Source organism: Novosphingobium bradum (genome assembly GCF_042646485.1).
GTDB classification, from domain to species: Bacteria; Pseudomonadota; Alphaproteobacteria; order Sphingomonadales; family Sphingomonadaceae; genus Novosphingobium; species Novosphingobium bradum.
Window position 1 is genome coordinate 31,605 of record NZ_JBHRTQ010000005.1, and the last position, 26,944, is coordinate 58,548.

The window sequence follows — 26,944 nt, forward strand, 5'->3', positions numbered from 1 at the left end:
CTGCCGGCGTTGCAATATTCGCGCCGGCCGCTAGGGCACGGTCCGGATTCGCGACCAGACCTGCCGCGGGCGGGCTGGCGCGTCAGGGAGTGCCGGTGACTTGACCGAGCGATATGTTCACACGCCCCCCGAGGGCAACTTCTTCGAGGACTTCGCGATCGGGCGGCAGTTCCTTCACCCAACGCCGCGCACGATCACCGAGGGCGACGCCAGCCTCTACATCGCGCTGACCGGGGCGCGCCAGCCGCTGCCCTGTTCGCAGCCGCTGGCCATGGCGATGGGCTATCGCGCCGCGCCGCTGGATGATGGACTGCTGTTCAACATGGCCTTCGGCAAGACCGTTTCGGACATTTCGGCCAATGCCGTGGCCAATCTCGGCTATGCCGACCTGCGCTTCCTCGAGCCGGTTCACGCCGGCGACACGCTGACCGCGCGCAGCGAGGTGATCGGGCTGCGCCCGACCTCGAGCGGCGACAATGGCGTGGTCTACGTGCGTTCGAGCGCCTTCAACCAGCACGGCCGCCCGGTGCTCACCTGGATCCGCTGGGTGCTGGTCCACGCGCGGGCCAGGGGCGGCGCGGTGGGCGAGGCGGTGGTGCCCGACCTGCCCGAGCGGGTCGAGCCGGCTGACCTGCGCGTTCCGGCGATCACGGTCGACGTGGCGGCGCTGGTGCGCGCCAGCGGCGCGGCGCGTTTGTGGGACGACTATGCGATCGGCCAACGGATCGACCATGCCGCCGGCATGACCCTCGACGAAACCGACCATACCCTGGCGACCAGGCTCTACCAGAACGGCGCCAAGGTCCATTTCGACGCGCAGATGATGGCCTCGACCCCGCATGGCCGCCGGTTGGTCTATGGCGGCCATGTGATCTCGGTGTGCCGGGCGCTGGCCTTCGAGGGACTGGAGAACGTGATCGGGATGCTGGCGATCAACGGCGGCTCGCACCGCGCGCCGACCTTTGCCGGCGACACGCTCTATTGCTTCACCGAGGTGCTCGACAAGTTCGCCCTGCCCGGCCGCGCCGACCTTGGCGGGCTGCGCTTGCGGCTGGTGGGGATCAAGAACAGGCCCGCCGCCGGTTTCCTGGCCGAAGTGGAGGAAGGCGGCAAGGTCCGCTTCGATCCTGCGGTGGTGCTCGACCTTGATTACACTGTGATGATTCCGCGCGGCTGAGCCCGCGCCCACGAGGAATGGAGAGACAATGAGCGTGAAAGTTCATCCGGCCGATGCCCTGTTCGACGGCGAGAAGGCCTTCCCCAACATCCCGAGCTGCGAACACTTCGCCGGCAGCGAGAAGCTGATCCTCAAGGCGCTGGCCTTGCAGGACCAGTATGGCCCGGTGTTCGACATCACCTGCGACTGCGAGGACGGCGCCGCCGCCGGGCAGGAGCGGGCGCACGCCGAAATGGTCGCGCGGGTGATCGCCTCGCCGGACAACAAGCATCGCCAGGCGGGCGTGCGGATCCATGATCCGGCCCATCCGCACTGGAAGGCGGACGTGGACATCATCCTCGAAGGCTGCGGCGAGCAGGTGGCCTATATCACCATCCCCAAGTCGACCTCGGCGGCGCAGACCCGCGAAGTGATCGAATATGTCCGCGCCGATTGCGCCCGCCGCGGGATCAAGCGCGAAATCCCGATCCACGTCCTGATCGAAACCCACGGCGCCCTGGCCGACGTGCGCGAGATCGCGGCGCTCCCCTGGGTCCAGGTGCTGGATTTCGGGCAGATGGATTTCGTGAGCGCGCACAACGGGGCCATTCCCGCCTCGGCCATGCGGACGCCCGGCCAGTTCGAGCACAAGCTGCTGGTGCGCGCCAAGACGGAGCTGGTCGCCGCCGCGCTGCGGAACGGGGTGGTTCCCGCGCACAACGTCTGCCTCGATCTCAAGAACACCGACGTGGTGTTCGGCGATGCCAGCCGGGCGCGCAACGAATTCGGCTTCCTGCGGATGTGGAGCATCTATCCCGCCCAGATCGAGCCGATCGTCAAGGCGATGCAGCCCGACTTCTCCGAGGTGGAGGACGGCGCGGCGATCCTGCTGGCGGCCCAGGCGGCCGACTGGGGACCGATCCAGTACAAGGGTGAGCTGCACGACCGCGCGACCTACCGCTATTTCTGGAGCTGCCTCCAGCGCGCCAACGTGACCGGGGTACCGATCCCCGATGAGGCCCGCGCGGCCTTCTTCTGAACGAAATGGGGCGGGTCTGCGGATCCGCCCTTTTTCGTTGGGAACCGGCCGGGCGGCACCGGGCCTTCGCGCGGCTCAGTGCACCTCGGACAGGAGTGCCTGGAACCGGGCGATGAGTTGGTTGGCGAGGCCGCTACGCTCGCGCCCCTGAAGCTCGATCGCGCCCAGGTGCGAGATCCAGTTGCGGGTGAGCGCGAGCGGGACGGGGACGAGCAGGCCCGCCGACAGTTCCGGCTCCAGCCCCAGCCGGGTGCCCAGCAGCACCGCGTCGCTGGCCAGAGTCGCGGCCTTGAGCGCGCGCACGTCGTCGCACACGATCACCGCGCGGTGGATGCTGCCGGGCAGGTCGAGGCCGCGATTGACGTCGCGGGCATCGAGCGAGGCATGGGGAAAGGCCAGCAGGTCCTGGACCTGGACATTGGGCAGGGCCAGCAGCGGGTGGCCGGCACGGACATAGTAGCTGGCCGACATGACCGCGAGGCTGGTGGTGCGAAGCCCTTCGACATGGAGCGCCATGCCGGTATCGCCGATGAAGAAATCGATCTGCTGTTCGAGCAGCATCTCGAGCAGTCGCCGGATCGGCTGCACGTAGATGTGCAGCTGGATCGCTCCGCCCGAGCGCGCAGCCTCGCTGAGCCAGGGTTCGAGCAGCGGCGCCAGCATCGGATCGACCCCGGCGCTCAGGCGCCCGCTGCGCCCGTCGCGCATATCGCGCGCCTCGCGGGCGAGGCTGGTGGCGTGGGACAGGAGCAGTTGCGCCCGCTCCACGAAGGCCGCGCCCGAGGCGGTCAGGCGGATGCCGGTGCCGTGGCGCTCGAACAGGACCATCCCGAGCGAATCCTCCAGCGCGCGGATGCTGCGCGAGAGGGCGGGCTGGGTCAGGTTGAGCGCCTTGCTGGCGCGGGCGAACGAGCCTTCGGCGGCGAGGGTCACGGCATGGCGCAGCTTGCGGAGATCATCCATGCCGTGGCTCTCAGCTCCTGTCAGTCCGGTCAGTCCGATCAGGCCGGGGTCGGCGGGGTCCAGGCGAGCGGCTTGGCGCCCACGTCGAGCTGGCGGGCCGGGGGATCGCGCGGTTCGGGGCCGCCTTCGGCCTGGACCTGCGCCCACATCCGGCCGATCGTCGACTGGATGATCGAGGTCTTGGGCCAGCCAAGATAGACCGCGAAGTGCAGCGCGAACTCGTTGATCTCGTCAAGCGTGACATCGCCGCTCTTGAGCGCGGCATAGATGTGGCTCTCGATCGGCTGCACGGTATCGGCGGCGCAGACGCAGGCCAGCGTGACCCAGCGGCGCGCCCGCATATCCAGGCCGGGGCGGCTCCACATCTCGGAGAAGACGAAGTCGAGGATGCCATTGGCGAGGAAGGTGGTCGCCGGCGGCGGCGGCGGGGTCCGCATCACGAATTCGTACCATTCGTGGCCCTGCTGGCGGCGGTCGGCATGGGCAATGCCCGTGCGGTCTGGATCGAATGCCATTGTTCTTGTCCTCTCCTCTTGATCGGGTTCGGCAGGCCGGGCCGGGGGCCGGGCGTCGCGGCGCTGGCGCGCGGCGGCCCGACCTCCGGCCTCAGGGAATCAGGAAATCAGGGGCGCAGGACCCAGCCGCCGTCGACGTGGATGACCTGGCCGGTGATCCAGCTGCCTGCGTCCGAGCAGAGCAGCAGCAGCGTGCCGACCAGTTCATCGGGCTCGCCGCGCACGCGCATGGCGACGTTCATTTCGAGGAACTTGATGAACGGCGAATCGTCCGGGGTCATCGACTTGCCGGCATCGCTGGTCACGTTGCCCGGGGCGATCGCGTTGACCGCGATGTTCTGGCGGCCGAGCATCCGGGCGAAGGTGGTGGTGAGGCCCACCAGCGCCAGCTTGCTGATCCCGTAGACCGAAGCCGCCGGGAAGGCGCCGCCCGAGACCTGGTTGACGATCCGCCCGCCGCCGCGCGCGCGCATCGCGGGGATGACCGCCTGGCTGCAGATCAGCGGGCCGGTGACGTTGACGTTCATCGTGCGGTTCCACTCGTCGAGCGGAACGTCGACCGGCGAGGGCGAGCTCAGCTCGGCCATCAGCGCGGCGTTGTTGACCAGGATGTCGACCCCGCCGAAGGCTTCGGTGGCGGCGGCAACCATCCTGGCGGCGTCTTGCGCGCTGGTGATGTCAACGCCGACCGAGATGGCCTTGCCGCCGGCGGCGACGATTTCGTCGGCCACGGCCTTGGCGCCTTCGGCGTTGATGTCGGTGACGACGACCGAAGCACCGGCCTTGGCGAGGCCCAGCGCATAGGCGCGGCCGATGCTGTTGCCGCGGCCGCCCGCGCCGGTCACGATGGCGACCTTGCCGTCGAGGCGGAACTGATCAATCGAGAAAGTCATCTTGGTGTCCAGTCTGGAAGGGGAGTTGCTGGGGAAGGCGGCTCAGCCCGCCGTGATGCCCTGGTCCATGGTGATGCAGGTGCCGTGCAGCCCGCGCCCGGCCTCGGAGGCGAGGTAGAGGATCATGTCGGCCACGTCGTCAACCTCGACCAGGCCGCGCACCGGCATGAAGCGCTTGAGTAGCTCCATGTCGGCGCCCTCGGGCATCTTCAGGCCCGCGCTGATGCTGGTGGCCATGCCGCCGGGCGCGACCGCGTTGATGCGGATCGGCTTCTTGATGTATTCCATCGCCATGGCCTTGGTGAGATTGGCCAGGCCCGCCTTGCTGGCGCAATAGGCGGCGGCATAGGCTTCACCGATGAAGGCCGCGCTGGAGGTGACGTTGACGATCGCCCCCTTGCGCTCCAGCAGGTGCGGGATCGCCGCCTTGCTGAGCAGGAACGGCGCGGTGAGGTTCACCGCGATGGTCCGGTTCCACAGCACCGGGTCCATCTCGTCGGAATGGGCGAAATAGATCACGCCCGCCACGTTGCACAGCGCATCCAGCCCGCCGAACGCAGCCACCGCCGCCGCGACCGCGGCTGCGGCGTTTTCGGCGACCGAAAGATCGGTCGGGTGGACCAGCGCCTTGCGGCCCGCCGCCTCGACCGCCCTGGCCGTTTCCGCCAGGCCGTCGGCGTTGAGATCGACCAGCGCGACATCGGCGCCGGCCTCGGCCAGCCTGATCGCGGCGGCCCGGCCGAGGCCCGAGGCCGCGCCCGTCACCAGCGCGGCCTTGCCGCTCATGTCGGTTGCATTAGCCATGATCGGGCGCTCCTCAGGCGGGCTTGTTCATGTTGATCCAGACGTTCTTGACCCGCAGGAATTCGTGCAGGCCTTCCTCGCCGCCAAGCCGGCCGAAGCCGCTCTGCTTCATGCCGCCGAACGGGCAGCACGGGGTCATCCCTTCGCCCGAGCCGTTGACGTGGATCATGCCCGAATCGACCTGGCTGGCCACGAAATGGGCGCGGCGCAGGTTTTCGGTGAAGATGTAGCCGCCCAGGCCGTATTCGGTGTCGTTGGCCAGCGCGATCGCCTCGTCCTCGCCGTCGAACGGGGTGACGGTCAGCACCGGGCCGAAGGCCTCGTGCTGGGCCAGGCTGCTGTCATGGGCGACATCGGCCACCACGGTGACGGGCAGGAAGAAGCCGTTGGCGGCATCGCCGCCCGCACGCTCGCCGCCGCACAGCAGGCGGTGGCCTTCCTCGTGGACCGACTTGTTGACCATGCCGAGGATGCGGTCGAGCGACTGCTCGGAGATCACCGGGCCAAGCCGGGTGCCGGGGTTGAGCGGATCGCCGACCGGGAAGTAGCCGGCCATGGTCTTGAGCGTTTCGAGATACTGGTCGTAGATCGGGCGCTCGACCAGCAGGCGGGTGCCGTTGGAGCAGCCCTGGCCGTTGGCAAGCACCGCACCCATCAGGCCGCGCTGGCTGGCGATCTGCATATTGGCATCGGCAAAGACGATCACCGGCGACTTGCCGCCCAGCTCCAGCCCGCAGGGCTTGAGCGTTTCGGCGGCGGTCCGCAGCACCTTCTTGGCCGTGGGGCCGGAGCCGACGAACTGGATCTTGTCGATCCCGGGGTGGGCCACCATGGCCTCGCCCACGTCGCCGCCGCCCATGACCACGTTGAACACGCCTTCGGGGAAGCCAGCCTCGATGAACATCTCGCCCAGCTTCAGCACCGAGAACGGCGCGAGATCGGGCGACTTGACGACGACGCAGTTGCCGGCGGCAAGCGCGGGCGCGGTGGCCATGGTCGTGGCGAAGAGCGGGCCGTTCCACGGAATGATCGCGCCGATCACGCCATAGGGCTCATACGACACATAGTCGTGCGCGGGGCCGGTGAAGGGGCTGATCGTGCGGCCCTGGATCTTGTCGGCCCAGCCGCCGAAATAGCGGAACTTCTGGGCGCCGTCGGCAGGCGCGCTGCCGGTGCCGCCAATCGGGTTGCCGGTCTCGATCGTGGTCAGCTCGGCGAGCAGCGGGGCGTACTTCTCGAACAGCTCGGCCAGCTTGAACATCAGGTTGCGGCGCTTGTCACCGGGCAGGGCGCGCCAGGCGGGGAAGGCCTTGCGGGCGGCGGCCACGGCGGCATCGACGTCGGCGGCGGTGCCCGAACGCAATTCAGTCGTCACCTCGCCGGTGCCGGCATAGACGTGGGCCAGCTCGGCTCCCGAGCCGAAACCGACCTGGCCGTTGATGATGGTGGTGTGGCGCGGCAAGATGTCGCGGTTGGGGGTCTGGAAGGTCACGGTCATCCTTTCCTGCGGCGCGCCGGTTCAACAGGCAGCGTCCAGCCTTGGGCATCGATCAGGCGGGGAACCTTGCACCTCGCGTACTTGTCGTCAAATGCATTAATAGTCACGATCCTATGACTTTTATGCATGGATTTAGCCCATGGCGCGAGCCGGCGGCGGGGCGGCGATGGCCGGGGTCCAGCCGTAGATCCGCTGAAGCGTGCCGCCCATCAGTTGGGCGAGTTCCTCGCCGGCCAGCCCGGCGTGGTCGCGGAACATGGCCACCGCCTGGGCATAGGACAGGAAATGGATCGTGCGGGTCCAGTCGCTGCCCCACATACAGCGCGCCAGGCCATAGGCCGCGAACACGCGGGCCAGGGGCGGCCAGATGTCGGCGAAGGGCCAGGCCTGGCGCGAGAGCGTGCCCACGCCCGAAACCTTGATCGCGATATTGTCGTGCGCGGCCAGGGCCAGCACATTGGCCAGATCGGCGAAAGGCTCGGCCAGGGGCGGCGGCTCCAGCGGCTGGCGCAGGCCGAGATGGTCGAGCACGAACCGGGCCGAAGGGTGGCGGCTCGCGAGGTGCCCGGCCAGTGGCATCTGGTCCACGCAGGCCATGTTGATCGCCAACCCGGCCCGCTTGGCGGCAAGGATCGCGGTATGCAGGCGTGCATCGTCCGGATCGAGCCGGGTGGTCGATGGCAGCAGCAGGCGGATGGCGATCGCGCCCGGGGTGGCGCCCCAGGCGGCGACCGTTTCGGCCAGCGCCGGGTCGTCAAGGTCCACCGGGTTCACCAGGGCGAAGCGCTCGGGCCACTGGTTGCGAACCGAAACGGCATAGCGCGCATCGTAGCGATAGTAGGCCCAGGCCGAGACAAGGATTGCCGCGTCCACCCCGGCGGCGGCCATGGCGGCAAGGATTTCCTCGCCGGTCGCGCTAGGCGGGCCGGGCAGGTGGCTGCCTCCGGGGGCCAGGTTGGCACCGGGGCCATAGGGATGGATCTGGGAATCGATGATCAGCATGGGCATCCTCGCAGGCCTGACGCCGTGCACCCTAGGCGCGCCGGTCGCCCGCGCCCAGCCGGGACATTGCGCGCGCCACTCGCGGCGGCTGGCAAGGTTGCCCGATCAGGCCAGCGGGATCAGGCCAGCGGGATCAGGCCAGAGGGATCAGGCCAGCGGGACCGGCTGGCCGATGGCGCCGCCGGCCTGGGCGCAGGCCTGGCGCGGCGCGGGCTCGGCCGGCTGCGGCCCGGCGGCGGGCGGATCGGCCAGCCGGTAGCCCAGCCCGCGCACCGTGGCGATGCGCCCGGTCCCCAGCTTCTGGCGCAGGCGGGCCACCAGCACCTCGATGGCATTGCCGCTGACATTGCGGTTGCCGGCCCACAGCGCCGTGGCGATCTGGTCCTTGGTCAGCACGTGTTCGGGGGCCAGCAGGAAGCGCTGCAGCAGACGGAATTCGTTGCGGGTGAGCGCCAGGCACGCTTGGCCGCGCCAGGCGCAGCGCGCGATGAGGTCCAGCTCGATGTCGCCCACCGCGATCCGCGGCGAGGCGCAGCCGGCCCCGCGCCGGATCGCGGCGCGCAGGCGCGCGGCCACTTCCTCGGAATGGGCCGGAACCAGCAGGAAATCGTCGGCCCCGGCATCGAAGGCGGCCACCCGTTCGCGCCATTCGTCGCGGGTGGAGAGCACCACCAGCGGCTGGGCCAGCCCGGCGTGGCGCAACCGGGCGATGATCTCGCCGGCCGGCGGGGCGCCGCCGCCCAGGGCAAGCAGCAGCGCCTGGGCGCTTGCCCTCAGCGGGCTGGCGGCGGCATCGGCCACCGCGCCGAACACTTCGGGGGCGAAGCCGGCCTGGGCCAGGCGCTGGGCCAGCAGATCGATGGCCGGGCCTTGCTGGTCGATCAGGATCACCAGCACGGGCCGGCCTCCCGGCCATTGGCTGCGCCCGGCCCGCTCATGCCACGCCGAACTTGGTTTCGACCGCGATCCCGGTCGCCTGCAGGAACTGGGTCGGCAGGACCCCGCCGGCGCAGACGATTACCGTGTCGTTGGCGATCCGACGGGTCTCGCCGCCCACGGCCAGATCCACGTGGCCGGGCGCGATGCGCTGCACCGCGCTGCCCAGCACCTGCGCGATCGCGCCGGAGCCGACCGCCTCGGCCATCCGCTCGCGGTTGCGGCTGCGCGCGCGGGCATAGCTGGCCCCGCGATAGGACAGGGTGACCTCGGTCCCCGGCTGGTCGGCCAGTTGCAGCGCGGCCTCCAGCGCGCTGTCGCCGCCGCCCACCACCAGCACCCGGCGCCCGGCATATTGTTCGGCATCGATCAGCCGGTAGACCACCTTGGCCAGGTCTTCGCCCGGCACGTCGAGCGTGCGCGGAGTGCCGCGCCGGCCGATCGCCAGCAGCACGGTGCGCGCCCGGTAGCGGCCCTCGCCGGTTTCCACGATGAAAGCGGCGCCCTCGGCCTCGTCCTCGCGCCGCACGGCGAGCACCTGTTCCTCGAAGCGGGGGGCAAGGCCGGTATCGGCCAGCACCTGTTCCCAGAAGGCGAGCAGCTTCTCCTTGCTGACCTCGCCAAAGCGCACCTTGCCGACCAGCGGCAGCGTGGCGGGCTGGGTCATCACCAGCTTGCCGCGCGGGAAATGGGCGACCGTGCCGCCCAGCGTGGCCTGGTCGAGCGTGACGAAGGCCAGCCCGCGCTCCAGCGCGCCAAGGCTGGCGGCAAGCCCCGCCGGGCCGCAGCCCACGATCACTACGTCCAGCAGGTCGCTCCCTTGCGCCCTGCTGCGCCGCGCCGCCGTTGCCGCATGGCCGATCGCCTGGCGGCCCTGTTCGATGGCGTTCTTGATCAGGCCCATCCCGCCCAGTTCGCCGGCGATGAACAGGCCGGGCACGCTGGTTTCGAACTCGGGGCTGAGCAGGGGAATATCGACCCCGCGGGTCGCGCTGCCGAAAACCAGGGTGATCGCTCCGGTCGGGCAGGCGGTGGCGCAGGCGCCGTGGCCCACGCACATGGTCGGCTCGATCAGCGCGGCCTTGCCGTCGATGATCCCGAGCACGGTCTGTTCGGGGCAGGCGCGGGCGCAGGCGGCACAGCCCAGACACCGCGCCGGATCGATTACCGGGTGGAGCGTATTGGGCTCCATCAGCCCGGCCTCGCGGTTTTCCTCGAGGATCGCGCGCGCCCGGCGCGAGCGCAGCTTGCCCAGCACGATCCAAGCCAGCCACAGCACGGCCAGCGGCAGGGCATAGACCAGGGTGAGCGGATCAGTCGTCATCAGGCGCCCGGAACCTCCAGATCGCGCGCGGCGGCATCGACCTTGCCGAGGCCGGCCGGATCGCGGGCCAGCGCGCGGCGCGCGGCGGCCAGGTCCTGCCGGGCCTGTTCGCCCTGCTTGAGCACCATGCGCGAGCGCAGCAGCAGCACCCAGCGCTCGGGATCGGCGGGATTGGCCTTGAGCTTGGCGGCAAGGCCGCCAACCATGCCATCGATCATCGTCTGGCGCTGGGCCTCGGGCAGGGCGCTGGCGGCCTGGACCGCGCCGGGATCGAGCGGGGGCGGGCTGGCCCCGGACAGGGCGGCTGAGGGCGGGCCGGCGGCGGGCGCGGACGCTTTCAGGCGGCCGGAAACGTCGATCCCCAGCTTGCCCGAAACCGCGGTGATCTGCCGGCGCACGTCGGCCTGCCACGGCGCATCGGCGGGGCCGGAATTGGCCAGCGCGATCCACTTGTCGAGCGCGGCCTTGCCCTCGCCGTGCTGGGCCTGCCACAGGGCGAGGAAATAGCGGGCGCGCGGTTCGTTCGGATCAAGCGCAATGGCCTGCTCGAACAGGGCACGCGCCTCGGCGCTGACCGTGCCCCCGGCAACGCCCGTCAGCGCCTCGCCATAGCCCGAGGCGACCAGGGCCGAACGGGGCAGCAGGGCAAGCGCCCGCTTGTAGGGTTCGATCGCGCGGTCGGGGTGCCCGGTCATCGCCTGCGACCAGCCGAGCATCCGCCAGCCCTCGCCATCGCCCGGGGTCTGTTCGAGCCGCTTGGCCAGGCGGCCGATGGCGGTGTCCACATCGTCAAGCGGCTTCTGGCCGGCTGGCCCGGCAAGCCCGTCGGCCAGGGCCGCGTTCCCCGCGTCGCCGGTAGCCTCGTCCTCGCCGCGCAGGGCGATCACCGCCAGGCCCGCCGCGGCCAGCGCGCCGGCGCCGAGCAGCAGGTGGCGCGCCGTGAGTCGGCGGGGATTGCCGGCCGGAGCAGGGGCAGCCCCGGCCGGCACGGCGTTCGTCGCAGGTGGGGCAAGCGCGTCCGTAGGGGCGGACTCGCGCGCCTGCCAGACCCGCATGGCGACGACGCCGAAAACGAGGCCGGCAAGACCTGTCAGGATGTATTGCAGCATAGTTGCTCCCTCTTGGCGGGGATGATGCAGACCCGTTCCACGCGCAGCCTTGCCTCGCCGGCACTGGCGCCGAACACCTGTTTCCTGACACCAAGCTGACAATCGGCCCAATCGTCGTCATGACGAGGCGGGCAAGCGGCGGGCCGATGGAATAAATCGCGGACCGCCGGCAACCAATCGCTAAGCAGACTTTGGCATGGAAGGGCTTGCATTCACCCGAAACTAACCACGGATATATGGCGACAAGAGCAGAACACCTCCCAGCATCGGGTCAACAGCCACGGTTAACCGCCAGCGCGGTGGAACGGACGATTTCGCTGCTGGTCGTCGTCCTGGTGGCCGGCGCGATCCTTTACGGCTGGCTCCACCGCCATGATCCGTGGATCAATCCCGAACATGGCCTGGGCTATGCGCTGGGCATCGTCGGCGGCTCGCTGATGCTGATTCTGCTGGCCTATCCGGTCCGCAAGCGGGTGCGTCCGGCCTCGCGGGCGATGGGCAGCGTGGGCTTCTGGTTCCGCCTGCATATGCTGCTCGGCCTGATCGGGCCGCTTGCCATCCTCTATCATGCCCGGTTCAGCTGGGGCGCGCTCAACAGCGCCTTTGCCCTGGGCGCGATGATCGTGGTCTCGGGCAGCGGGCTGATCGGGCGCTATTTCTATTCGCGGGTCCATCGCGGCTATTCCGGGCGCAAGCTCGAACTGCGGTCCCTGCGCGAGGAAATGGACGACAAGCTTGCCGCCCTGGCGGCGCGCGGGGTGCCGGCCGAGGCGATCATGCAGCGGCTGCGCCCGTTCGAGGCCGATGCGATCGCCGCCGGGGCCAGCTTCCGCGCCGGCGCCTGGGCGATAATCGGGCTGGGGTTTCGCACCCGGCGCGCCAGGGCGGGGCTGCGCCACGAGCTGGGCGGGGCCGAGCGCGGGCGGATTGCAGTGCGCGCGCTGGTCGACGACTATTTCGAGGCCGTGCGCCGCGCCGCCGAATTCGCCTTCTACGATCGCCTGCTGCGCCTGTGGCACCTGCTGCACCTGCCGCTGTTCATCCTGCTGGTGGCCGCCGCCGTGCTCCACATCGTTGCCGTGCATATGTACTGATGGGCCTGTGGCGGCGCCTGGCATGGATCGTGGCGGTGCTGGTGGCTTCACTGGCGCCGGTGGCCGTGCCGGCATCCGGCCAGTCGATCATGGAGCGCCTGATCACGCCGGGACTACTGAGCGCCGGCCATGCCCGGCTCGAAAGCCAGTGCGACAGCTGCCACTCCTCGTTCCGCAAGGAGGCGCAGAACGGCAAGTGCCTGGCCTGCCACAAGGGGATCGCCACCGATCTGGCCACCGGCAGCCACTTCCACGGCAAGTTCGCGCCGGCGCGGGGCACCTGCAAGGCTTGCCATTCCGAGCACAAGGGCCGCGCCGCGGGGCTGATCCGGTTCAGCCGGATCGGCTTCAACCACGCCTTCACCGACTTCGCGCTGACCGGCGCCCACGCGCGGGTCGATTGCGCCGGCTGCCATGGCACGGTCCACAACTATCGCGGCGTCCCGCGTGACTGCGCCTCGTGCCACGCCCGCAAGGATCCGCATCGCGGCCAGTTGGGCCGGGCCTGCCAGACCTGCCACACCAGCGCCGCGTGGAAGCCGGTCCAGGGGTTCAACCATGCCGCCACCGGCTTTGCCCTGACCGGGCAGCACCGCGCGGCCGCCTGCCTCTCGTGCCATGCCGGGCAGCGCTGGAAGGGACTGGGGACGGGCTGCGCGGCCTGTCATGCCAGGGACGATGCCCATCGCGGCAGCCGGGGCGCCAATTGCGCGCAATGCCACACTACCGCCGGGTGGAAGCAGGCCAGCTTCGACCATGCGAGTACCGGCTTTCCCCTGCTGGGCGGCCATGCCGAGGCGGCCTGCGCGGCGTGCCACGGGGCGGGCAATGCGAACAGGCACCCCGCGCGCACCTGCATTTCGTGCCATGCCCGCGACGATGCCCACAAGGGCCAGAACGGGACCGACTGCGCCTCGTGCCACAATCCGCGCTCGTGGAAGCAGACCAGCTTCGATCATGACCGGATGACCGGCTTCGCCCTGCGCGGGGTTCATCGCACCACCCGGTGCGAGGCCTGCCATGTCCAGCCGCCCAAGGTCGCCAGCCCGCCGGTCACCTGTTTTGGCTGCCACGCGCGCGACGACGTGCACAAGGGCGCCAACGGCATGGACTGTGGCCGCTGCCACACGGCGGTGAGCTGGAAGAGTTCCAGCTTCAACCACGACACGATGACCGGCTTCCCGCTGGCCGGCGCCCATGCCCGTGCCAGGTGCGAGGATTGCCACGGGACCAGCGGCCTGCGCTCGGCCACGGCGGTGGAATGCGTCTCGTGCCATGCGAAGGACGATGTCCACGCCGGTCGCCTCGGCAAGGATTGCGCCCGTTGCCACGACAGCACGGCGTGGAAAGGCCGGGTGCGCTTCGACCACGATCTCACCCGCTTCCCGCTGCTGGGCCGGCACGCCGCCCAGCCATGCACGGTCTGCCATGCCGACCGGACCTTTGCGAGCAAGGGCACCGCCTGCCAGGATTGCCATGCCGACCTGCACCATGCCGGCACGCTTGGCCAGCCGGCGCAGTGCCGGACCTGCCACACCGCGTCGGATTGGCGGGCCTGGCGGTTCGACCACGACCAGGCGACCAGCTTCAAGCTGACCGGCAAGCACCAGGGGCTGATCTGTTCGGCCTGCCACAAGCGGCCGGGCGATCCCGCGCAACTGGGCGCGCGCTGCGTCGATTGCCACCGCCGCAACGACCCCCATCGCGGCGGCTTCGGCGAGGATTGCGAACGGTGCCACGTGACCACCGGGTTCCGCGAGATCCTGATGAACAGCAAGCGATGAAGTGCTGACGGTTACCTGACGTTAATCTTACAAGTCTTTGTTTTTTCCGATGAACGGAATCGGATCGACGATGATCCGAGGCCGGTGCTTTACGCTTTTCCTTCGGTAAGTGGTTAAGCCTTCCCGGCAAGGTCGAATGCCATCGAACGGTTCGGTGGGCTGGCTCGGGAAGGGTGGACGTACTTGCGCGGGGAACGGCTGTGGGCGGTTCTGGCCTTGGTGGTGGCGCTGCTGATCGCAGCGCTGCCCGCTGGCGCGCGCGTGAACGGCCCGGCGCTGGTTCCCGCGCCCGTCGCGGCGCCGGCTCCGGTTGCAGCAGCGGCCTCGGCCGCGCCGCCCGCCAGCTTCGACCACTTCCGCACCGGCTTCCCGCTGACCGGCGCCCATGCCGCGGTCCGCTGCGAATCCTGCCATCGCGGCGGGGTGTTCGCCGGCACGCCGACCGATTGCGCTTCGTGCCACAACGACGTGATCGCCAGCGGCAAGCCGAGCCGCCATGTCCGCACCCAGGGCCGGTGCGACACGTGCCACACGGTCAAGACCTGGCAGATCGCCCGGTTCGACCATTCGGGCACCAGTGCCTCGTGCAAGAGCTGCCACGATGGCGTCCAGGCCGCCGGCAAGCCGGCCGGGCACATCGCCACGGCGCAGGATTGCGCGGCTTGCCACACCAGCGCCAGCTGGTCGGCGCTGCATTTCGACCATGCGGCCGTGAGCGGAACCTGCGCCTCCTGCCACAACGGCACGCGGGCCACCGGCAAGGGCGCGGCGCACCTTGCCACCGCCAAGGATTGCGGCGCCTGCCACACCACCCAGAACTGGGCCGGCGCCCGGTTCGACCACGCCGGGGTGGCCGGCAATTGCGCCTCTTGCCACAACGGGACCACGGCCACCGGCAAGGCCGCATCGCACCTGCCGACCGGCAATGCCTGCGAGGATTGCCACAAGACCGCAGCCTGGTCGCCGGCATCGTTCAACCATGCTGATACCACGGCGGCCTGCACCACCTGCCACAACGGCACGCGGGCCGCCGGCAAGCCGGCCAACCACGTGCCCACCGCCGCCGAATGCAGCGATTGCCACAAGACTGCCGCCTGGACCCCGGCCGCGTTCAGCCACGCCGCGGTCGGCAGCGATTGCGCGTCCTGCCACAACGGGACGAGCGCCGCCGGCAGAAGCGCGACCCACATCGCCACCAACACCAATTGCGCCGATTGCCACACCACGGCCGCCTGGGCGCCGGCCCGGGCGGTGAACCACGCCGACGTGATCGGCACCTGTTCCTCGTGCCACAACGGCACTCGGGCCAGTGGCAAGGCCAACACCCACCTGCCGACCACGGGCGAATGCAGCGATTGCCACCGGACCTCGGCCTGGACCCCGGCCACTTTCAGCCACGCCAACGTGACCGCGGCCTGTTCCTCTTGCCACAACGGCACGACCGCCACCGGCAAGAGCGCCACCCATATTGCCACCAACAGCAATTGCGCCGATTGCCACACGACCACGCTGTGGTCGCCGGCCAAGGCCGTGAACCATGCAGACGTGATCGGCAGCTGTGCCTCGTGCCACAACGGAACCAAGGCCAGCGGCAAGCCGGCAACCCACCTGCCCACCACGGGCGAATGCAGCGATTGCCATCGGACCTCGGCCTGGAGCCCGGCCTCGTTCAGCCACGCCAACGTGACCGCGACCTGCTCGTCCTGCCACAACGGCACCACGGCCACCGGCAAGAGCGCGACGCACATCGCCACCAACAGCAATTGCGCCGATTGCCACACGACCACGCTGTGGTCGCCGGTCAAGGCGGTGAACCATGTTGACGTGATCGGCAGCTGTGCCTCGTGCCACAACGGAACCAAGGCCAGCGGCAAGCCGGCAACCCACCTGCCGACCACGGCGGATTGCAGCGATTGCCACCGCACCTCGGCCTGGACCCCAGCCTCGTTCAGCCACGCCAATGTGACCGCAGCCTGTTCGTCGTGCCACAACGGCACCACGGCCGCCGGCAAGAGCCCCACCCACATCACCACGAACAGCATCTGCGGCGATTGCCACACGACCACCGTGTGGTCGCCGGTCAAGACGGTGAACCATGCCGACGTGATCGGCACCTGCGCCTCGTGCCACAATGGCAGCGCGGCCGAGGGCAAGTCCGCCACCCACATCGCCACCACGGCCGATTGCGCGGACTGCCATCGCACCAGCGGGTGGACCCCGGCCAATTTCAGCCACGCGAGCATCACCGGCACCTGCTCGTCCTGCCACAACGGCACCTCGGCCACGGGCAAGAACGCGACCCACGTGGCCACCACCAACACCTGCGAGGATTGCCACTCGACCGCCGCCTGGTCGCCCGCGCGCACCTTCAACCATGCAGATGCGATCGGCACCTGCGCCAGCTGCCACAACGGCACCTCGGCGCCGGGCAAGACCGCGACCCACATCGCCAGCACCGGCTCCTGCGACTTCTGCCACAAGACGACCACCTGGACCGACGTGGTGGTGGACCATACCCAGGTGATCGGCACCTGCGCCTCGTGCCACAACGGCAGCACCGCCACCGGCAAGACCGCAACCCACATTCCGACCACGGCAGCCTGCAGCGATTGCCACCGCACCACCCAGTGGCTGCCCGCGACCTTCAGCCATTCCGGCATCTCGAGCGGCTGCGCCACCTGCCACAACGGCACGACCGCGCCCGGCAAGAACGCCACTCACATGGCCACCAACAACCTGTGCGAGGACTGTCACTACACCACGGCCTGGTCGCCCGAGCGGCGGGTCAACCACAATGACGTGATCGGCACCTGCACCTCCTGCCACAACGGGGTCATCGCACGGGGCAAGCCGCGCGAGCACCCGACGACCAGCCAGGACTGCGGCTCGTGCCACCGCACGACCACCTGGGATATGTGAGTGGCGGGATCGCAAGACTATCGGGACGCTGACGGGATCGCCAAGCGAGAGGGGTTTTTGACTTGAAGCAGATGACCAGGATCGGCGGGCTTGCGCTCGCCATCGGCGGCGCGCTGGCCACCGGCGCCGCCCTGACCGCGCCGGCCGCGGCCCAGACCGTGGCCGACCGGGCGCTGTCCGACATCAAGGCCGAAACCGCCGGCGGCTGTTCCGCGCTCACGGTGAACTTCAACATCCGGGTGCAGATCGTCAGCTGGTTTCCGGAAACCGCCGGGCGCGAACTGCACGTGCGGCTCCTCCCGCTCGACGGGACCAGTCCCACCCAGCTGCGCGATTCGCTGCGGACGCCCGGGGCCGTGCCGGCGCTGCGTTCGGTCCAGTACGAGGGCGACAATCCGGCCGGCCCCATCCTCTCGCTGTTCTTCACCCGTGATATGCAGTTCGGCGTGGAAGCCGGGGCTACGCCGCAGCAACTGGTGATCCGGGTGAGCAATCCCGGTTCCGCGGCTTGCACCGCGCCGGCCGCGCCCGTGGCGGGCGCGCCCGCGGCGGCGCCCCTGTCCGGCTCGCAGGCCGACCAGGCCGAGGCCGCCCGTCTGATCGGCGAGGCCGAGCAGGCGATCCGCGAGAGCAACCTCGACCGGGCGATCCCGCTCCTCACCAATGCCGCCGCCCTGCCGGAGACCGCCAGCACCCCGCGCGCGCTGGAGCTGCTTGGCCTGGCGCGCGAGCGCAAGGGGCAGGCAGCCCATGCCACCGCGATCTACGAGGAATACCTGCGCCGTTTCCCCGAGGGCGAGGCGGCCGAGCGGGTGCGCCAGCGGCTGGCCTCACTGGCCCCGGCGCCCGGCGCCTCGCAGCAATTGCACGCCGGCAACGGCGGGGCGGGCACGGCCAAGGCCTGGACCTTCGGCCTGCGCGGCAGCTTCTCGCAGTTCTATTTCCGCGACCAGGGGCGCACCAGCACCTTCACCACCAGTTCCACGCTGGGCACCGAGGTGGACAATTCGGTCAACGTCAACCAGCTGCTCACCGCCGGCGACGTGACCCTGACCGCCGGCAACGACCGCCGCCAGTTCCAGCTGCGCGCGGCCGGGTCCTATACCAAGAACTTCGGCACCAGCGCGTCGGTTTCGACCATCAACAACGGCAACCAGACCCTGACCTTCCGCTCCCGCCCGGGCGGGGGGATCGAGGCGCTGACCGCGCTCTATCTCGACTATGCCGATGCCGATCTCGATACCTCGCTGCGGATCGGCCGGCAGACCCGCAATTCAGCCGGCGTGCTGGGCCGTTATGACGGCGCGCTGCTGGGCTTCCAGGCCAATCCCCACCTCAAGGTCAATGCCGTGGCGGGCTTCCCGGTCCTCTCATCGCACCAGATGTCGGTGCTCAAGGAGCGGCCGTTCTATGGGCTGAGCGTGGATTTCGGCGCCAAGCGCAGCCCGTTGCAGGCCTCGGTCTACTGGTTCGACCAGCGGGCGAAGGGGGGCTTCATCGATCGCCGTTCGCTGGGCGTGGAGGCGCGGCTGCTCAAGAAGCGGTTCAACGCCTATGCCATGGCCGATTATGACGTGAAATTCGGCCGGCTGAACCTGGGGCTGATGTCGTTCAACTACAATTTCCCCGATGCCTCGAGCCTGAGCCTCACGGCCGACTATCGCCAGTCGCCCCTGCTGACCACGACCAATGCCCTGATCGCCCAGATCGACCTCGTCACCAACCTGCCGATCCTGACCTTGGGCGGGCTGCGGCCGTTCTTCACCGACGACCAGATCTACCAGCTGGCCAGGGACCGCACGCTGACCTCGAAATCGATGACCCTGACCTATTCGCGCCCGATCACCAGCAAACTCCAGATCAGCGCCGATTTCAACATGACCGATACCGGCGGCACCCCGCCGACCCCGGCCAGCGCGGGGACCATGGCGGTGGGGGCGCTGCCCGCCACCGGCAAGGAATTCTACTATGGCACCCAGCTGATCGGTTCGGGCCTGTTGTGGGACAACGACATCTACATCCTGGCCGGGCGCTATTCGAACACGGCCATGGCCCGCGTCTGGACCGCCGATTTCAACGCCCGCGTGCCGATCACCGGCAAGTTCCGCGTCAGCCCGCGCCTGCGCTATGGCTACCGCGACAACAAGCCCAGCGCGGCAACGCCGGTTCCGGGCACTTACCGGCAGTTCCAGCCGACCCTGCGGATGAATTACTACCCGATCCGCCATTCGGAGATCGAAGTGGAACTGGGCGGCAATTTCACCAGCCAGAGCCAGTACAACGGCGCCTCGTGGGACCGGATCCGGGAACAGGGCTGGGTGCTCTCCTCCGGCTACCGGCTGGACTTCTGAGCATGACCGGCGCGGGCGCGATGCGCGGCGGGGCCGGGCGATGATCGCCGAGGCGGGATTGGCCGCGCTGTGGCTGGGCGCGGCCATGGCCCTGTTGCAACTGGTGCTGGGCGCGCTGGCGCTGGGGGCGGGGCGGGCTTCGCTGGGCGAAGCGATCGGCCCGGTCGCGGTGGTCCAGGCGGCGCTGGCGGGCACGGCCTTCGCCTGCCTGGTCGCGGTCTTCGCACGGTCGGATATGTCGGTGCTGCTGGTGGCGGCCAACAGCCATTCGGCCAAGCCGATGCTCTACAAGGTGGCCGGCGCCTGGGGCAATCACGAAGGCTCGATGCTGCTTTGGGTGACGATCCTGGCCCTGGCCGGGGCGACCATCGCCCTGTTCGAGCGCCGCCTGCGCGCCGATACCCGCCTTGCCACCCTCGCCGCGCAAGGGGCGATCGCGCTGGGCTTCTATGCCTTCCTGCTGTTCGCCTCCAACCCTTTCGCGCGGATTTCTGGGGTGAGCGAGGGGCAGGGGCTGAACCCGCTGTTGCAGGACCCCGGCCTCGCCTTCCATCCGCCCACGCTATACCTCGGCTATGTCGGGATGTCGGCGGCCTTTTCCTTCGCGGTGGGGGCGCTGGTCACCCGCAATGTCGGGCCGGACTTCGCCCGCGCCATGCGGCCCTGGGTGCTGGGCGCCTGGGTGTTCCTGACCATCGGCATAACCGCCGGTTCCTACTGGGCCTATTACACGCTCGGCTGGGGCGGTTGGTGGTTCTGGGATCCGGTGGAGAACGCCTCGCTGATGCCCTGGCTGGCGGCCACCGCGCTGCTCCATTCGGTTACCGTGCTGGCAACGCGCGACGGACTGCGCGCCTGGACGATCATGCTTTCGGTGCTGGCCTTCTCGATGTCGATGGTGGGCACTTTCCTGGTGCGCTCGGGCATTCTCACCAGCGTCCACTCCTTCGCGGTCGATCCGGAGCGCGGGGTGTTCATCCTTGCCCTGCTCGCGCTCTACATCGGCGGTGCAATGGCCCTGTTCGCGGCACGCATCGCCACGGTGAGCGAGGGGAGCCGGTTCGATCCGGTCAGCCGCGAGGCGGCGCTGGTGATCAACAACCTGGTCCTCTGCGTGATCCTGGTGGTGGTCATGGCCGGCACGCTCTACCCGCTGGTGCTGGAGGCGACGACGGGGGCGAAGATCTCGGTCGGCGCGCCCTATTACAACAGCGTGGCCGGGCCGCTGGCGCTGGTGCTGATGGTGCTGCTGGCGGCCGGGCCGCTGCTGCGCTGGCGCTCGGACCGGGCGCGGCTGGTGGTGGACCGGATGGCGCTGGCGCTGGTGGCGGGCGCGGCGGCCCTGCTGCTGCTGGCGCTGTTCGCCCGCCGCATCGGCGCCCTGCCGCTGCTGGGGCTGGTGGCCGCCGCGATTGTTGGCGTGGCCAGCCTTGCGCCGCTGTGGAAGCGCCGGCTGGGGCGCACGCCGCTGTTTACCTGGGGCATGGTGCTGGCGCACCTGGGCTGCGCGGTGAGCCTGGCGGGCATGGCCTGCGACAGCGCCTTCACGGTGGAGAACATGGCCGCGGTGCGCGCCGGCGAGACCCGCATGGTCGGCCCCTTCGCGGTGCGGCTGGAAGGTGTGCGCGAGAAGCCGGGGCCGAACTACCAGGCGCTGGAGGCGGTGCTGGCGGTGACACGCGGTGGCGGCGAGGGCTTTGCCATGCGCCCGCAGCTGCACCAGTTCACCGACCCGCCGATGACCACCAACCAGGCCGCGATCGCCACCTTCTGGAACGGCCAGCTCTACATCACGCTGGGCGAAAACAGCGACGGCACCAATTTCCTGCTGCGGATGTGGTGGAAGCCGTTCGTTACCCTGATCTGGCTGGGCGGGGCGCTGATCGCGCTGGGCGGGGCGCTCTCGCTGCTGGGCCGGGTGCGGCGCGACTGGTGGGGCCATCGCTGGCCGTGGCAGCGCGGCTTCGGCGCGGGGGCGGGGGCGGCGGCATGAGGCGCCGGCTGCTCCTGTGGCTGCCCTTCGCGCTGGTGGCGGGGCTGTTTGCCGTGTTCTACGCGGGCCTGCGCCATCCGGATGACCATGTCATCGCCTCGCGCATGGTCGGCCAGCCTTTGCCGCAATTCGCCGCCGCTCCGGCCTTTCCCGGCCGGCCCGGCGCGGCCACGGGTGACTTTGCCGACGGCAAGCCGCGCCTGCTCAACATCTTCGCCTCGTGGTGCGTGCCCTGCCGTGACGAGGTGCCGATGCTGGCGCGCCTCCAGGCGATGGGCGCCGAGGTCGACGGGATCGCGGTTCATGACAGCGCGCCCGATCTCCAGCAGTTCCTCGCGCAATATGGCGATCCCTATGCCCGTATCGGGCTGGACGCCGGCGGCCGCGCCCAGATGGCCTTCGGCTCGGCCGGGGTGCCGGAAACCTTCGTGGTCGATGGCCGGGGGCGCATCCTTTACCAGCACGTCGGCGTGGTGACCGAGGCCGACGTGCCCAAATTGCTGGCCATGCTGGGGGGCGGGAGGTGATGCGTTCGATCATGCTGGCGGTCCTGCTTGCCGCCGCCCCCGCCGCCGCCCAGCAGGGCGCCGCGCCGGATTATGCGGAAGTCTCGCTGTCCGACCCTGCGCGCGAGGCCCAGGCGCTGGCGCTGATGGATGCGATCCGCTGCGTGGTCTGCCAGGGCCAGCCGATCTCGGGCAGCAATGCCGACCTTGCCGGCGATATGCGCCGGATGATCCGCGAACGCATCGCGGCGGGCGAAAGCCCGGACCAGGTGCGAGCCTGGCTGGTGGGCAAATATGGTGACTGGGTGAGCTTCCGGCCCGAGGTCAGGGGGCAGACCGCGCCGCTGTGGCTGGTGCCCTTGCTGGCCCTGGCCGGCGGCGGCTGGCTGGTTTCGCGGCGGTTGCGGACCGGCCGGCGTGGATCGCGCAAGCAGGAGACGGGCTGATGGGCTGGCTGTTTGCCGTGGGGCTGGCCGCGCTGGCCCTTGGCGGGCTGTGGCAGGGCGGGCGGGTCAACCGGCTGGCGCTGGAACTGGCCGGCGCCGCGCTGCTGGCGGCGCTGGCCGGCTATGCCTGGCAGGGCAGCCCCGGCCAGCCGGGCCAGCCGGTGGCCGCGCCGGCCCCGCGCGGTTAGCGCCGCTGGCGCCGGTTCAGCTTCGCAGGCGCCAGCCGGTGCGGAAGATCCAGGTCACGATGCCCACGCAGATCACCAGGAAGGCAACCGTCAGCCCGGCGGCCAGCGCGATGTTGACATCGGCGCGGCCATAGAAGGTCCAGCGCAGGCCGTTGACGAGGTAGACCACCGGATTGGCCAGCGCGACCGTGCGCCACGGCGGGGCGAGCATCTCGATCGAATAGAACGTGCCGCCCAGGAAGGTCAGCGGGGTGAGGACCAGCATCGGCACGACCTGGAGCTTCTCGAACCCGTCGGCCCAGCAGCCCAGGATGAAGCCGAACAGCGAGAAGGCCAGCGCGATGAGCACGATGAACCCGGCGGCCAGCACCGGGTGGAGGATCGTGTAATCGACGAAGAACCGCGCGGTCACCAGGATGATCGCGGCCAGGATGACCGACTTGGTCGCCGCCGCCCCGACATAGCCCAGCAGGGTTTCGGCCACGCCGACCGGGGCGGAGAGCAGCTCGTAGATCGTTCCGGTGAAGCGCGGCAGATAGATCCCGAAGCTGGCATTGGCGGTGCTTTCGGCCAGGATGGTGAGCAGCAGCAGGCCCGGGATGATGAAGGCGCCATAGGGCACCCCGCCAACCTCGCTCATCCGCCCGCCGATCGCCGAGCCGAAGACCACGAAATAGAGCGAGGTGGTCAGCACGGGCGTGAAGATCGACTGGAACAGGGTGCGCCAGGTGCGGGCCAGCTCGAACTTGTAGATGGTCCAGGTGCCGCGCAGGTTCATCCCGCCTTCCTTCCGACGAGTTCGACGAAAATGTCTTCCAGGCTCGACTGGTGGACGTCGAGGGCGGTGAAGGCGATGTCGGCCCCGACCAGCGCCTTGACCAGGCTGGCGATGGTGCGTTCGTGGCCCTGCGCGCCGGTGGTCCGCAGGATCAGCGTGAGCCGGTCATCGCCCACCTGCACCGGGAAGGGGGCCAGGGCTGCGGGGATCGCGCCCAGCGGCTCGGCCAGGCCCACGCGCACCTCGGTGCGGCCGAGCCGGGCCATCAGGGCGGCCTTTTCCTCCACCACGATCAGCTTGCCGCGATGGATCACGCCCACCCGGTCGGCCATTTCCTCGGCCTCCTCGATGTAATGGGTGGTGAGCACGATGGTCACCCCCTGATCGCGCAGCTGGCCGATGAGCTGCCACATATCGCGCCGCAGCTCCACGTCGACCCCGGCGGTCGGCTCGTCGAGGAACAGGAGGGCGGGGTCGTGGGCCAGCGCCTTGGCGATCAGCACGCGGCGCTTCATGCCGCCCGAAAGCTCGCCGATCCGGGCGCCGCGCTTGTCCCACAGCGAGAGCGCGCGCAGGATCTGCTCGATCCGCGCCGGGTCGGGCGCGAGGCCGAACAGCCCGCGCGAATGGCTGACCGAGAGCAGCACCGGCTCGAACATATCGACGCTCAATTCCTGCGGCACCAGCCCGATCCGGGCGCGGGCCGCGCGCCAGTCCCGGGCCATGTCGAGGCCGAAGGCGTGGATCGTGCCACTGCCGGGGCGCACCAGCCCGCAGACCGCGCCGATCAGCGTGGTCTTGCCCGCGCCATTGGGGCCGAGCAGGGCGAAGATCTCGCCCCGCCGGATCTCGAGATCAACCCCGTCGAGCGCGGTGGTGGCCGGGGTGTTCGCCCGGGCCGGATAGGTCTTGCCCAGGCCGCGGATGGCGAGGATCGGATCGCTGGTCATGGGGCCGACCATAGCGCGAATGGCGCCGGCTCCAATGGGGCTTGTGGTTACCCGTCCCAGCCGTCGCGGGGGCGGGCCTGCTTGCGGGCGCGCGGCGGCGTGCCGAGGATGCGCTGGAACGAGCGGCGCATCCGGTTGGTGTTGCCAAAGCCCGCCACCAGCGCCGCATCATCCAGCGAAAGGCCGCTCTCGATCGCCACGCAGGCCGCATCCACCCGCAGCTTCTCGATCGCCTTGGCCGGGCCGATGCCGAACACCTCGGTGAAGGCGCGGGTGAAGTGGCGGACGCTGAGCGCGGCCTGTTCGGCCAGCCGTTCGACCGGGAGCGGTTCGTCGAGCCGTTCGCGCGCCCAGATCACCAGATCGCCGAAGCGGTGGCTGCGATCGGGCAGGTCGAGCAGGGGCGAACGCTGGTTGCCGCCGCTGCCGCGGTGCGCGGTCAGCACCAGAGCGCGGGCGGTTTCGCGGGCGCGGCGGCTGCCATGGTCCTCGGCAACGACGGCCAGCGCCACGTCGGTCCCGGCGCTGACCCCAGCCGAGGTCCAGATGTTGCCGTCCTTCAGGTAGAGGTGCTGGGCATCGACGATGACCTCGGGATAGTCCCTGGCGAGGCGCGCCGCCGGTGCCCAGTGCGAGACCACCTTGCGGCCCGCCAGCAGCCCGGTGCGCGCCAGGATCCGCACGCCCGCGCCAACCGCGATGACCCGCTGGCCCGAGCGGATCGCCCGGGTGATCAGCGGCAAGAGCGGTTCGACCGCTGCCGGATCATAGCCGCCGAAGCCGCCGGGGACGAGCAGGGTATCGTCGGGCCGGCAATCGGTGAGCGCATCGCAGACCAGCCGGGCGCCGCCGCCGCTGGTGACCACGCCCGGCTGGGCCGCGAGGTAGGCGATCGCATAGCCGGGCGCGCCGAGATAGCCGCAGATCTCGAAGGCGGATAGCGGGCCGGCCAGATCAAGCAGGTGGAACCCGTTGTAGACGAGGCAGGCGATTCGCTTGGCCATGGCCTGATTTGCACGAAAATCGACCTTCAGGCCATGCCCGATCGGTCCTAGGCTCTGTCCGTCCGATGAAGCGAACCGGGTGATGGACCGGAGAGGAACGCGGCGCGCCAGGCCGTCCGCGAGGAGGAGCGAGGATGTCGGAGGCCAAGGGGCGCCATGCCTGCACCTACTGCGGCTACGTCTACGACGAGGCCGCCGGCTGCCCCGAGGAAGGGGTGCCGCCGGGCACGCCATGGGCGGCCGTTCCCGATGATTGGTCCTGCCCGATGTGCGGGGCCGAAAAGGACGGGTTCGTGCCCGAGGAATGAGTTCGGCCGAAACGGGCCACGATCGCATTGGAGCAAGCTGCCATGAGTGACACCCACGCCGTCGAACTGACCAGCGCGCGCGATCGCGCCCTGTTCAATCCCGAGGACGAGGCCGCGGCCAGCGGCCGGCTTTCGTTCGAGCCCTATCCCCGGCTGCTCGAACTGGCCGGTCGTGGCCCGGCACTGCGCGGCTCGCTCCATGGCCTGATGGGCATTCCGCCCCAGGGCATGGCCGGGCCATGGTCGGAGGCGGATTCGGTCACCGCCTTCAGCTTTGCCGCCGTGAACAAGGTGTTCATGGACAACGTGAACTTCAGCAACAAGGCCTACCAGCACACCATCGGCACGGCGCTGGGCGAAACCCTGCTGACCATGGATGGCCTGGCCCACCGGCGGATGCGCGATATCGCCAAACCCTATTTCAAGCCGTCGTTCGCGGAAGGCTGGTGGAACGACAAGTGGATCGTCCAGGCGGTGGACGCCCTGTTCGACCGGATCACCGCCAAGGACCATGCTGATCTCAACGTGGAACTGTGCGGGCCGCTGCCGGTCAGCGTGGTCTCGACCGGGTTCGGCCTTCCGATGGCCCAGATCCTGCCGTTCCGCCAGGCGGTGGAGGATGCCCTGCACGGGCCTTCGCCGGAAGTGTCGGCCAGGGCCGGGCAGACCCTGGCCGAGATCCTGCTGACCCTGATCGCCCGGCGCCGCGTCGATCCGCAGGATGATCTGATCAGCCGCTTCGTGACCGCCGATCTTGAAACCGACGAAGGTCCGCGCAAGCTCGATGATGCCGAGATCCTGCGCTACTGTACGCTGATCGTCTTCGCCGGCGGGGGCACGACCTGGCGCCAGCTGGGCATCACGATCAAGGCGCTGCTGGACCATCCCGACCAGCTCGAAGCCCTGCGCGCCGACCGTTCGCTGCTGCGGCCGACCATCCAGGAGGCGACCCGCTGGTATCCCACCGATCCCTTGATGCTGCGCTGGGTGGAACAGGATACCGAGCTGGAAGGCCTGGAGCTGAAGGCCGGTTCGGGCGTCTACCTGTGCATGGCCACGGCCAACCGCGATCCGGCCATGTGGGACGATCCCGACATCTTCAACATCCACCGCCCGGTCAAGCGGCACTTCGCCTTCGGGGCCGGAGTCCACGCCTGCCTCGGCCAGCACCTCTCGCGCCAGGAGATGGAAGTGGCGCTGGGCGCCATGCTCGATCGCCTACCCAACCTGCGCTGGGATCCGGACCAGCCGGCGGCGCGGATCGCGGGCGGCGGCCTGGTGGGGCGCGGACCCAACGCGCTGCACGTGCGGTTCGACCCCGGCTAGGCCGTGCCGGGGCCAGTCCCGGTCATCGAACGGCCCGAAGCTGCGCCTTTGCCGTCGA

The 26,944-nt window shown here is 69.7% G+C and carries 24 protein-coding genes; 12 read left to right on the top strand and 12 right to left on the bottom strand.

What is annotated here, in order from left to right; translation table 11 throughout:
• The first annotated feature begins 100 nt into the window (after positions 1–100).
• Together ACFOD9_RS05260 and ACFOD9_RS05265 are read left to right on the top strand one after the other, a co-directional pair.
• A complete protein-coding gene (locus ACFOD9_RS05260) occupies positions 101–1,177 on the top strand; it encodes a MaoC family dehydratase (RefSeq protein ID WP_379509040.1) in 1,077 nt (358 codons plus the stop codon).
• 28 nt (positions 1,178–1,205) lie between these two features.
• Positions 1,206–2,195: an HpcH/HpaI aldolase/citrate lyase family protein gene (locus ACFOD9_RS05265; RefSeq protein ID WP_379509041.1), complete on the top strand. Its 990-nt coding sequence runs from the start codon at positions 1,206–1,208 to the stop codon at positions 2,193–2,195.
• A gap of 75 nt (positions 2,196–2,270) precedes the next feature.
• Here the strand turns inward: ACFOD9_RS05265 and ACFOD9_RS05270 are convergent, their stop codons facing one another.
• The 9 genes from ACFOD9_RS05270 to ACFOD9_RS05310 all read right to left on the bottom strand — a co-directional run bounded on the left by ACFOD9_RS05270 (position 2,271) and on the right by ACFOD9_RS05310 (position 11,239).
• Positions 2,271–3,158, bottom strand: coding sequence for a LysR family transcriptional regulator (locus ACFOD9_RS05270; protein ID WP_379509042.1), 888 nt, complete (start codon positions 3,156–3,158; stop codon positions 2,271–2,273).
• 38 nt (positions 3,159–3,196) lie between these two features.
• On the bottom strand, positions 3,197–3,673 hold the full coding sequence (locus ACFOD9_RS05275; protein ID WP_379509043.1) for a carboxymuconolactone decarboxylase family protein: 477 nt from the start codon (positions 3,671–3,673) through the stop codon (positions 3,197–3,199).
• Between the two features lie 107 nt (positions 3,674–3,780).
• Positions 3,781–4,566: an SDR family oxidoreductase gene (locus ACFOD9_RS05280; protein ID WP_379509044.1), complete on the bottom strand. Its 786-nt coding sequence runs from the start codon at positions 4,564–4,566 to the stop codon at positions 3,781–3,783.
• A gap of 42 nt (positions 4,567–4,608) precedes the next feature.
• The gene (locus ACFOD9_RS05285) at positions 4,609–5,370 is read right to left on the bottom strand and encodes an SDR family NAD(P)-dependent oxidoreductase (RefSeq protein WP_379509045.1); all 762 of its coding nucleotides are present in this window, start codon (positions 5,368–5,370) and stop codon (positions 4,609–4,611) included.
• A 13-nt stretch (positions 5,371–5,383) separates the two neighbouring features.
• Positions 5,384–6,868, bottom strand: coding sequence for an aldehyde dehydrogenase family protein (locus tag ACFOD9_RS05290; protein ID WP_379509046.1), 1,485 nt, complete (start codon positions 6,866–6,868; stop codon positions 5,384–5,386).
• 132 nt (positions 6,869–7,000) lie between these two features.
• On the bottom strand, positions 7,001–7,870 hold the full coding sequence (locus tag ACFOD9_RS05295; RefSeq protein WP_379509047.1) for an amidohydrolase family protein: 870 nt from the start codon (positions 7,868–7,870) through the stop codon (positions 7,001–7,003).
• A 147-nt stretch (positions 7,871–8,017) separates the two neighbouring features.
• On the bottom strand, positions 8,018–8,767 hold the full coding sequence (locus ACFOD9_RS05300) for a response regulator transcription factor (protein ID WP_379509048.1): 750 nt from the start codon (positions 8,765–8,767) through the stop codon (positions 8,018–8,020).
• Positions 8,768–8,804: 37 nt separating this feature from the next.
• Positions 8,805–10,130: an NAD(P)-binding domain-containing protein gene (locus tag ACFOD9_RS05305; protein ID WP_379509049.1), complete on the bottom strand. Its 1,326-nt coding sequence runs from the start codon at positions 10,128–10,130 to the stop codon at positions 8,805–8,807.
• Positions 10,130–11,239 carry a tetratricopeptide repeat protein gene (locus tag ACFOD9_RS05310; RefSeq protein ID WP_379509050.1) on the bottom strand — a complete coding sequence of 370 codons (1,110 nt, stop codon included), beginning with the start codon at positions 11,237–11,239 and terminating at the stop codon, positions 10,130–10,132. The genes ACFOD9_RS05305 and ACFOD9_RS05310 overlap by 1 nt, the downstream gene beginning before the upstream one ends.
• A 299-nt stretch (positions 11,240–11,538) precedes the next feature.
• Here ACFOD9_RS05310 and ACFOD9_RS05315 point away from each other — a divergent pair, with 299 nt between their 5' ends.
• The 8 genes from ACFOD9_RS05315 (at position 11,539) to ACFOD9_RS05350 (ending at position 22,520) form a co-directional block, all read left to right on the top strand.
• Positions 11,539–12,333: a hypothetical protein gene (locus tag ACFOD9_RS05315; RefSeq protein ID WP_379509051.1), complete on the top strand. Its 795-nt coding sequence runs from the start codon at positions 11,539–11,541 to the stop codon at positions 12,331–12,333.
• Positions 12,333–14,117, top strand: coding sequence for a cytochrome C (locus ACFOD9_RS05320; protein ID WP_379509052.1), 1,785 nt, complete (start codon positions 12,333–12,335; stop codon positions 14,115–14,117). Before ACFOD9_RS05315 ends, ACFOD9_RS05320 begins: the two co-directional genes overlap by 1 nt.
• Positions 14,118–14,300: 183 nt before the next feature.
• Positions 14,301–17,036, top strand: coding sequence for a cytochrome c3 family protein (locus ACFOD9_RS05325; RefSeq protein WP_379509053.1), 2,736 nt, complete (start codon positions 14,301–14,303; stop codon positions 17,034–17,036).
• A gap of 71 nt (positions 17,037–17,107) precedes the next feature.
• Entirely contained in the window at positions 17,108–19,387 is a 2,280-nt protein-coding gene (locus ACFOD9_RS05330) for a tetratricopeptide repeat protein (RefSeq protein ID WP_379509054.1), read from the top strand.
• Positions 19,388–19,427: 40 nt separating this feature from the next.
• On the top strand, positions 19,428–21,380 hold the full coding sequence (locus ACFOD9_RS05335) for a heme lyase CcmF/NrfE family subunit (protein WP_379509055.1): 1,953 nt from the start codon (positions 19,428–19,430) through the stop codon (positions 21,378–21,380).
• Entirely contained in the window at positions 21,377–21,907 is a 531-nt protein-coding gene (locus tag ACFOD9_RS05340) for a redoxin family protein (RefSeq protein WP_379509056.1), read from the top strand. The genes ACFOD9_RS05335 and ACFOD9_RS05340 overlap by 4 nt, the downstream gene beginning before the upstream one ends.
• Positions 21,907–22,332, top strand: a complete 426-nt coding sequence (locus tag ACFOD9_RS05345) for a cytochrome c-type biogenesis protein (RefSeq protein WP_379509057.1) — start codon at positions 21,907–21,909, stop codon at positions 22,330–22,332. The genes ACFOD9_RS05340 and ACFOD9_RS05345 overlap by 1 nt, the downstream gene beginning before the upstream one ends.
• Positions 22,332–22,520, top strand: a complete 189-nt coding sequence (locus ACFOD9_RS05350) for a hypothetical protein (protein ID WP_379509058.1) — start codon at positions 22,332–22,334, stop codon at positions 22,518–22,520. Before ACFOD9_RS05345 ends, ACFOD9_RS05350 begins: the two co-directional genes overlap by 1 nt.
• Positions 22,521–22,536: 16 nt before the next feature.
• Here ACFOD9_RS05350 and ACFOD9_RS05355 read toward each other — a convergent pair whose 3' ends face one another.
• From ACFOD9_RS05355 to ACFOD9_RS05365, 3 genes are read right to left on the bottom strand one after another with little or no spacing between them, the layout of a single operon-like run.
• Entirely contained in the window at positions 22,537–23,298 is a 762-nt protein-coding gene (locus ACFOD9_RS05355; protein ID WP_379509059.1) for an ABC transporter permease, read from the bottom strand.
• Entirely contained in the window at positions 23,295–24,248 is a 954-nt protein-coding gene (locus ACFOD9_RS05360; RefSeq protein WP_379509060.1) for an ABC transporter ATP-binding protein, read from the bottom strand. Before ACFOD9_RS05360 ends, ACFOD9_RS05355 begins: the two co-directional genes overlap by 4 nt.
• 47 nt (positions 24,249–24,295) lie before the next feature.
• Positions 24,296–25,252 (bottom strand): GlxA family transcriptional regulator, encoded by a 957-nt coding sequence (locus ACFOD9_RS05365; RefSeq protein ID WP_379509061.1) that lies wholly within the window; start codon positions 25,250–25,252, stop codon positions 24,296–24,298.
• A gap of 134 nt (positions 25,253–25,386) precedes the next feature.
• On the opposite strand from ACFOD9_RS05365, the gene ACFOD9_RS05370 reads away from it, so the two are divergent.
• Both ACFOD9_RS05370 and ACFOD9_RS05375 read left to right on the top strand, forming a co-directional pair.
• The gene (locus ACFOD9_RS05370; RefSeq protein ID WP_379509062.1) at positions 25,387–25,560 is read left to right on the top strand and encodes a rubredoxin; all 174 of its coding nucleotides are present in this window, start codon (positions 25,387–25,389) and stop codon (positions 25,558–25,560) included.
• A gap of 42 nt (positions 25,561–25,602) precedes the next feature.
• The gene (locus ACFOD9_RS05375; protein WP_379509063.1) at positions 25,603–26,886 is read left to right on the top strand and encodes a cytochrome P450; all 1,284 of its coding nucleotides are present in this window, start codon (positions 25,603–25,605) and stop codon (positions 26,884–26,886) included.
• The last annotated feature ends 58 nt before the right edge of the window (positions 26,887–26,944 follow it).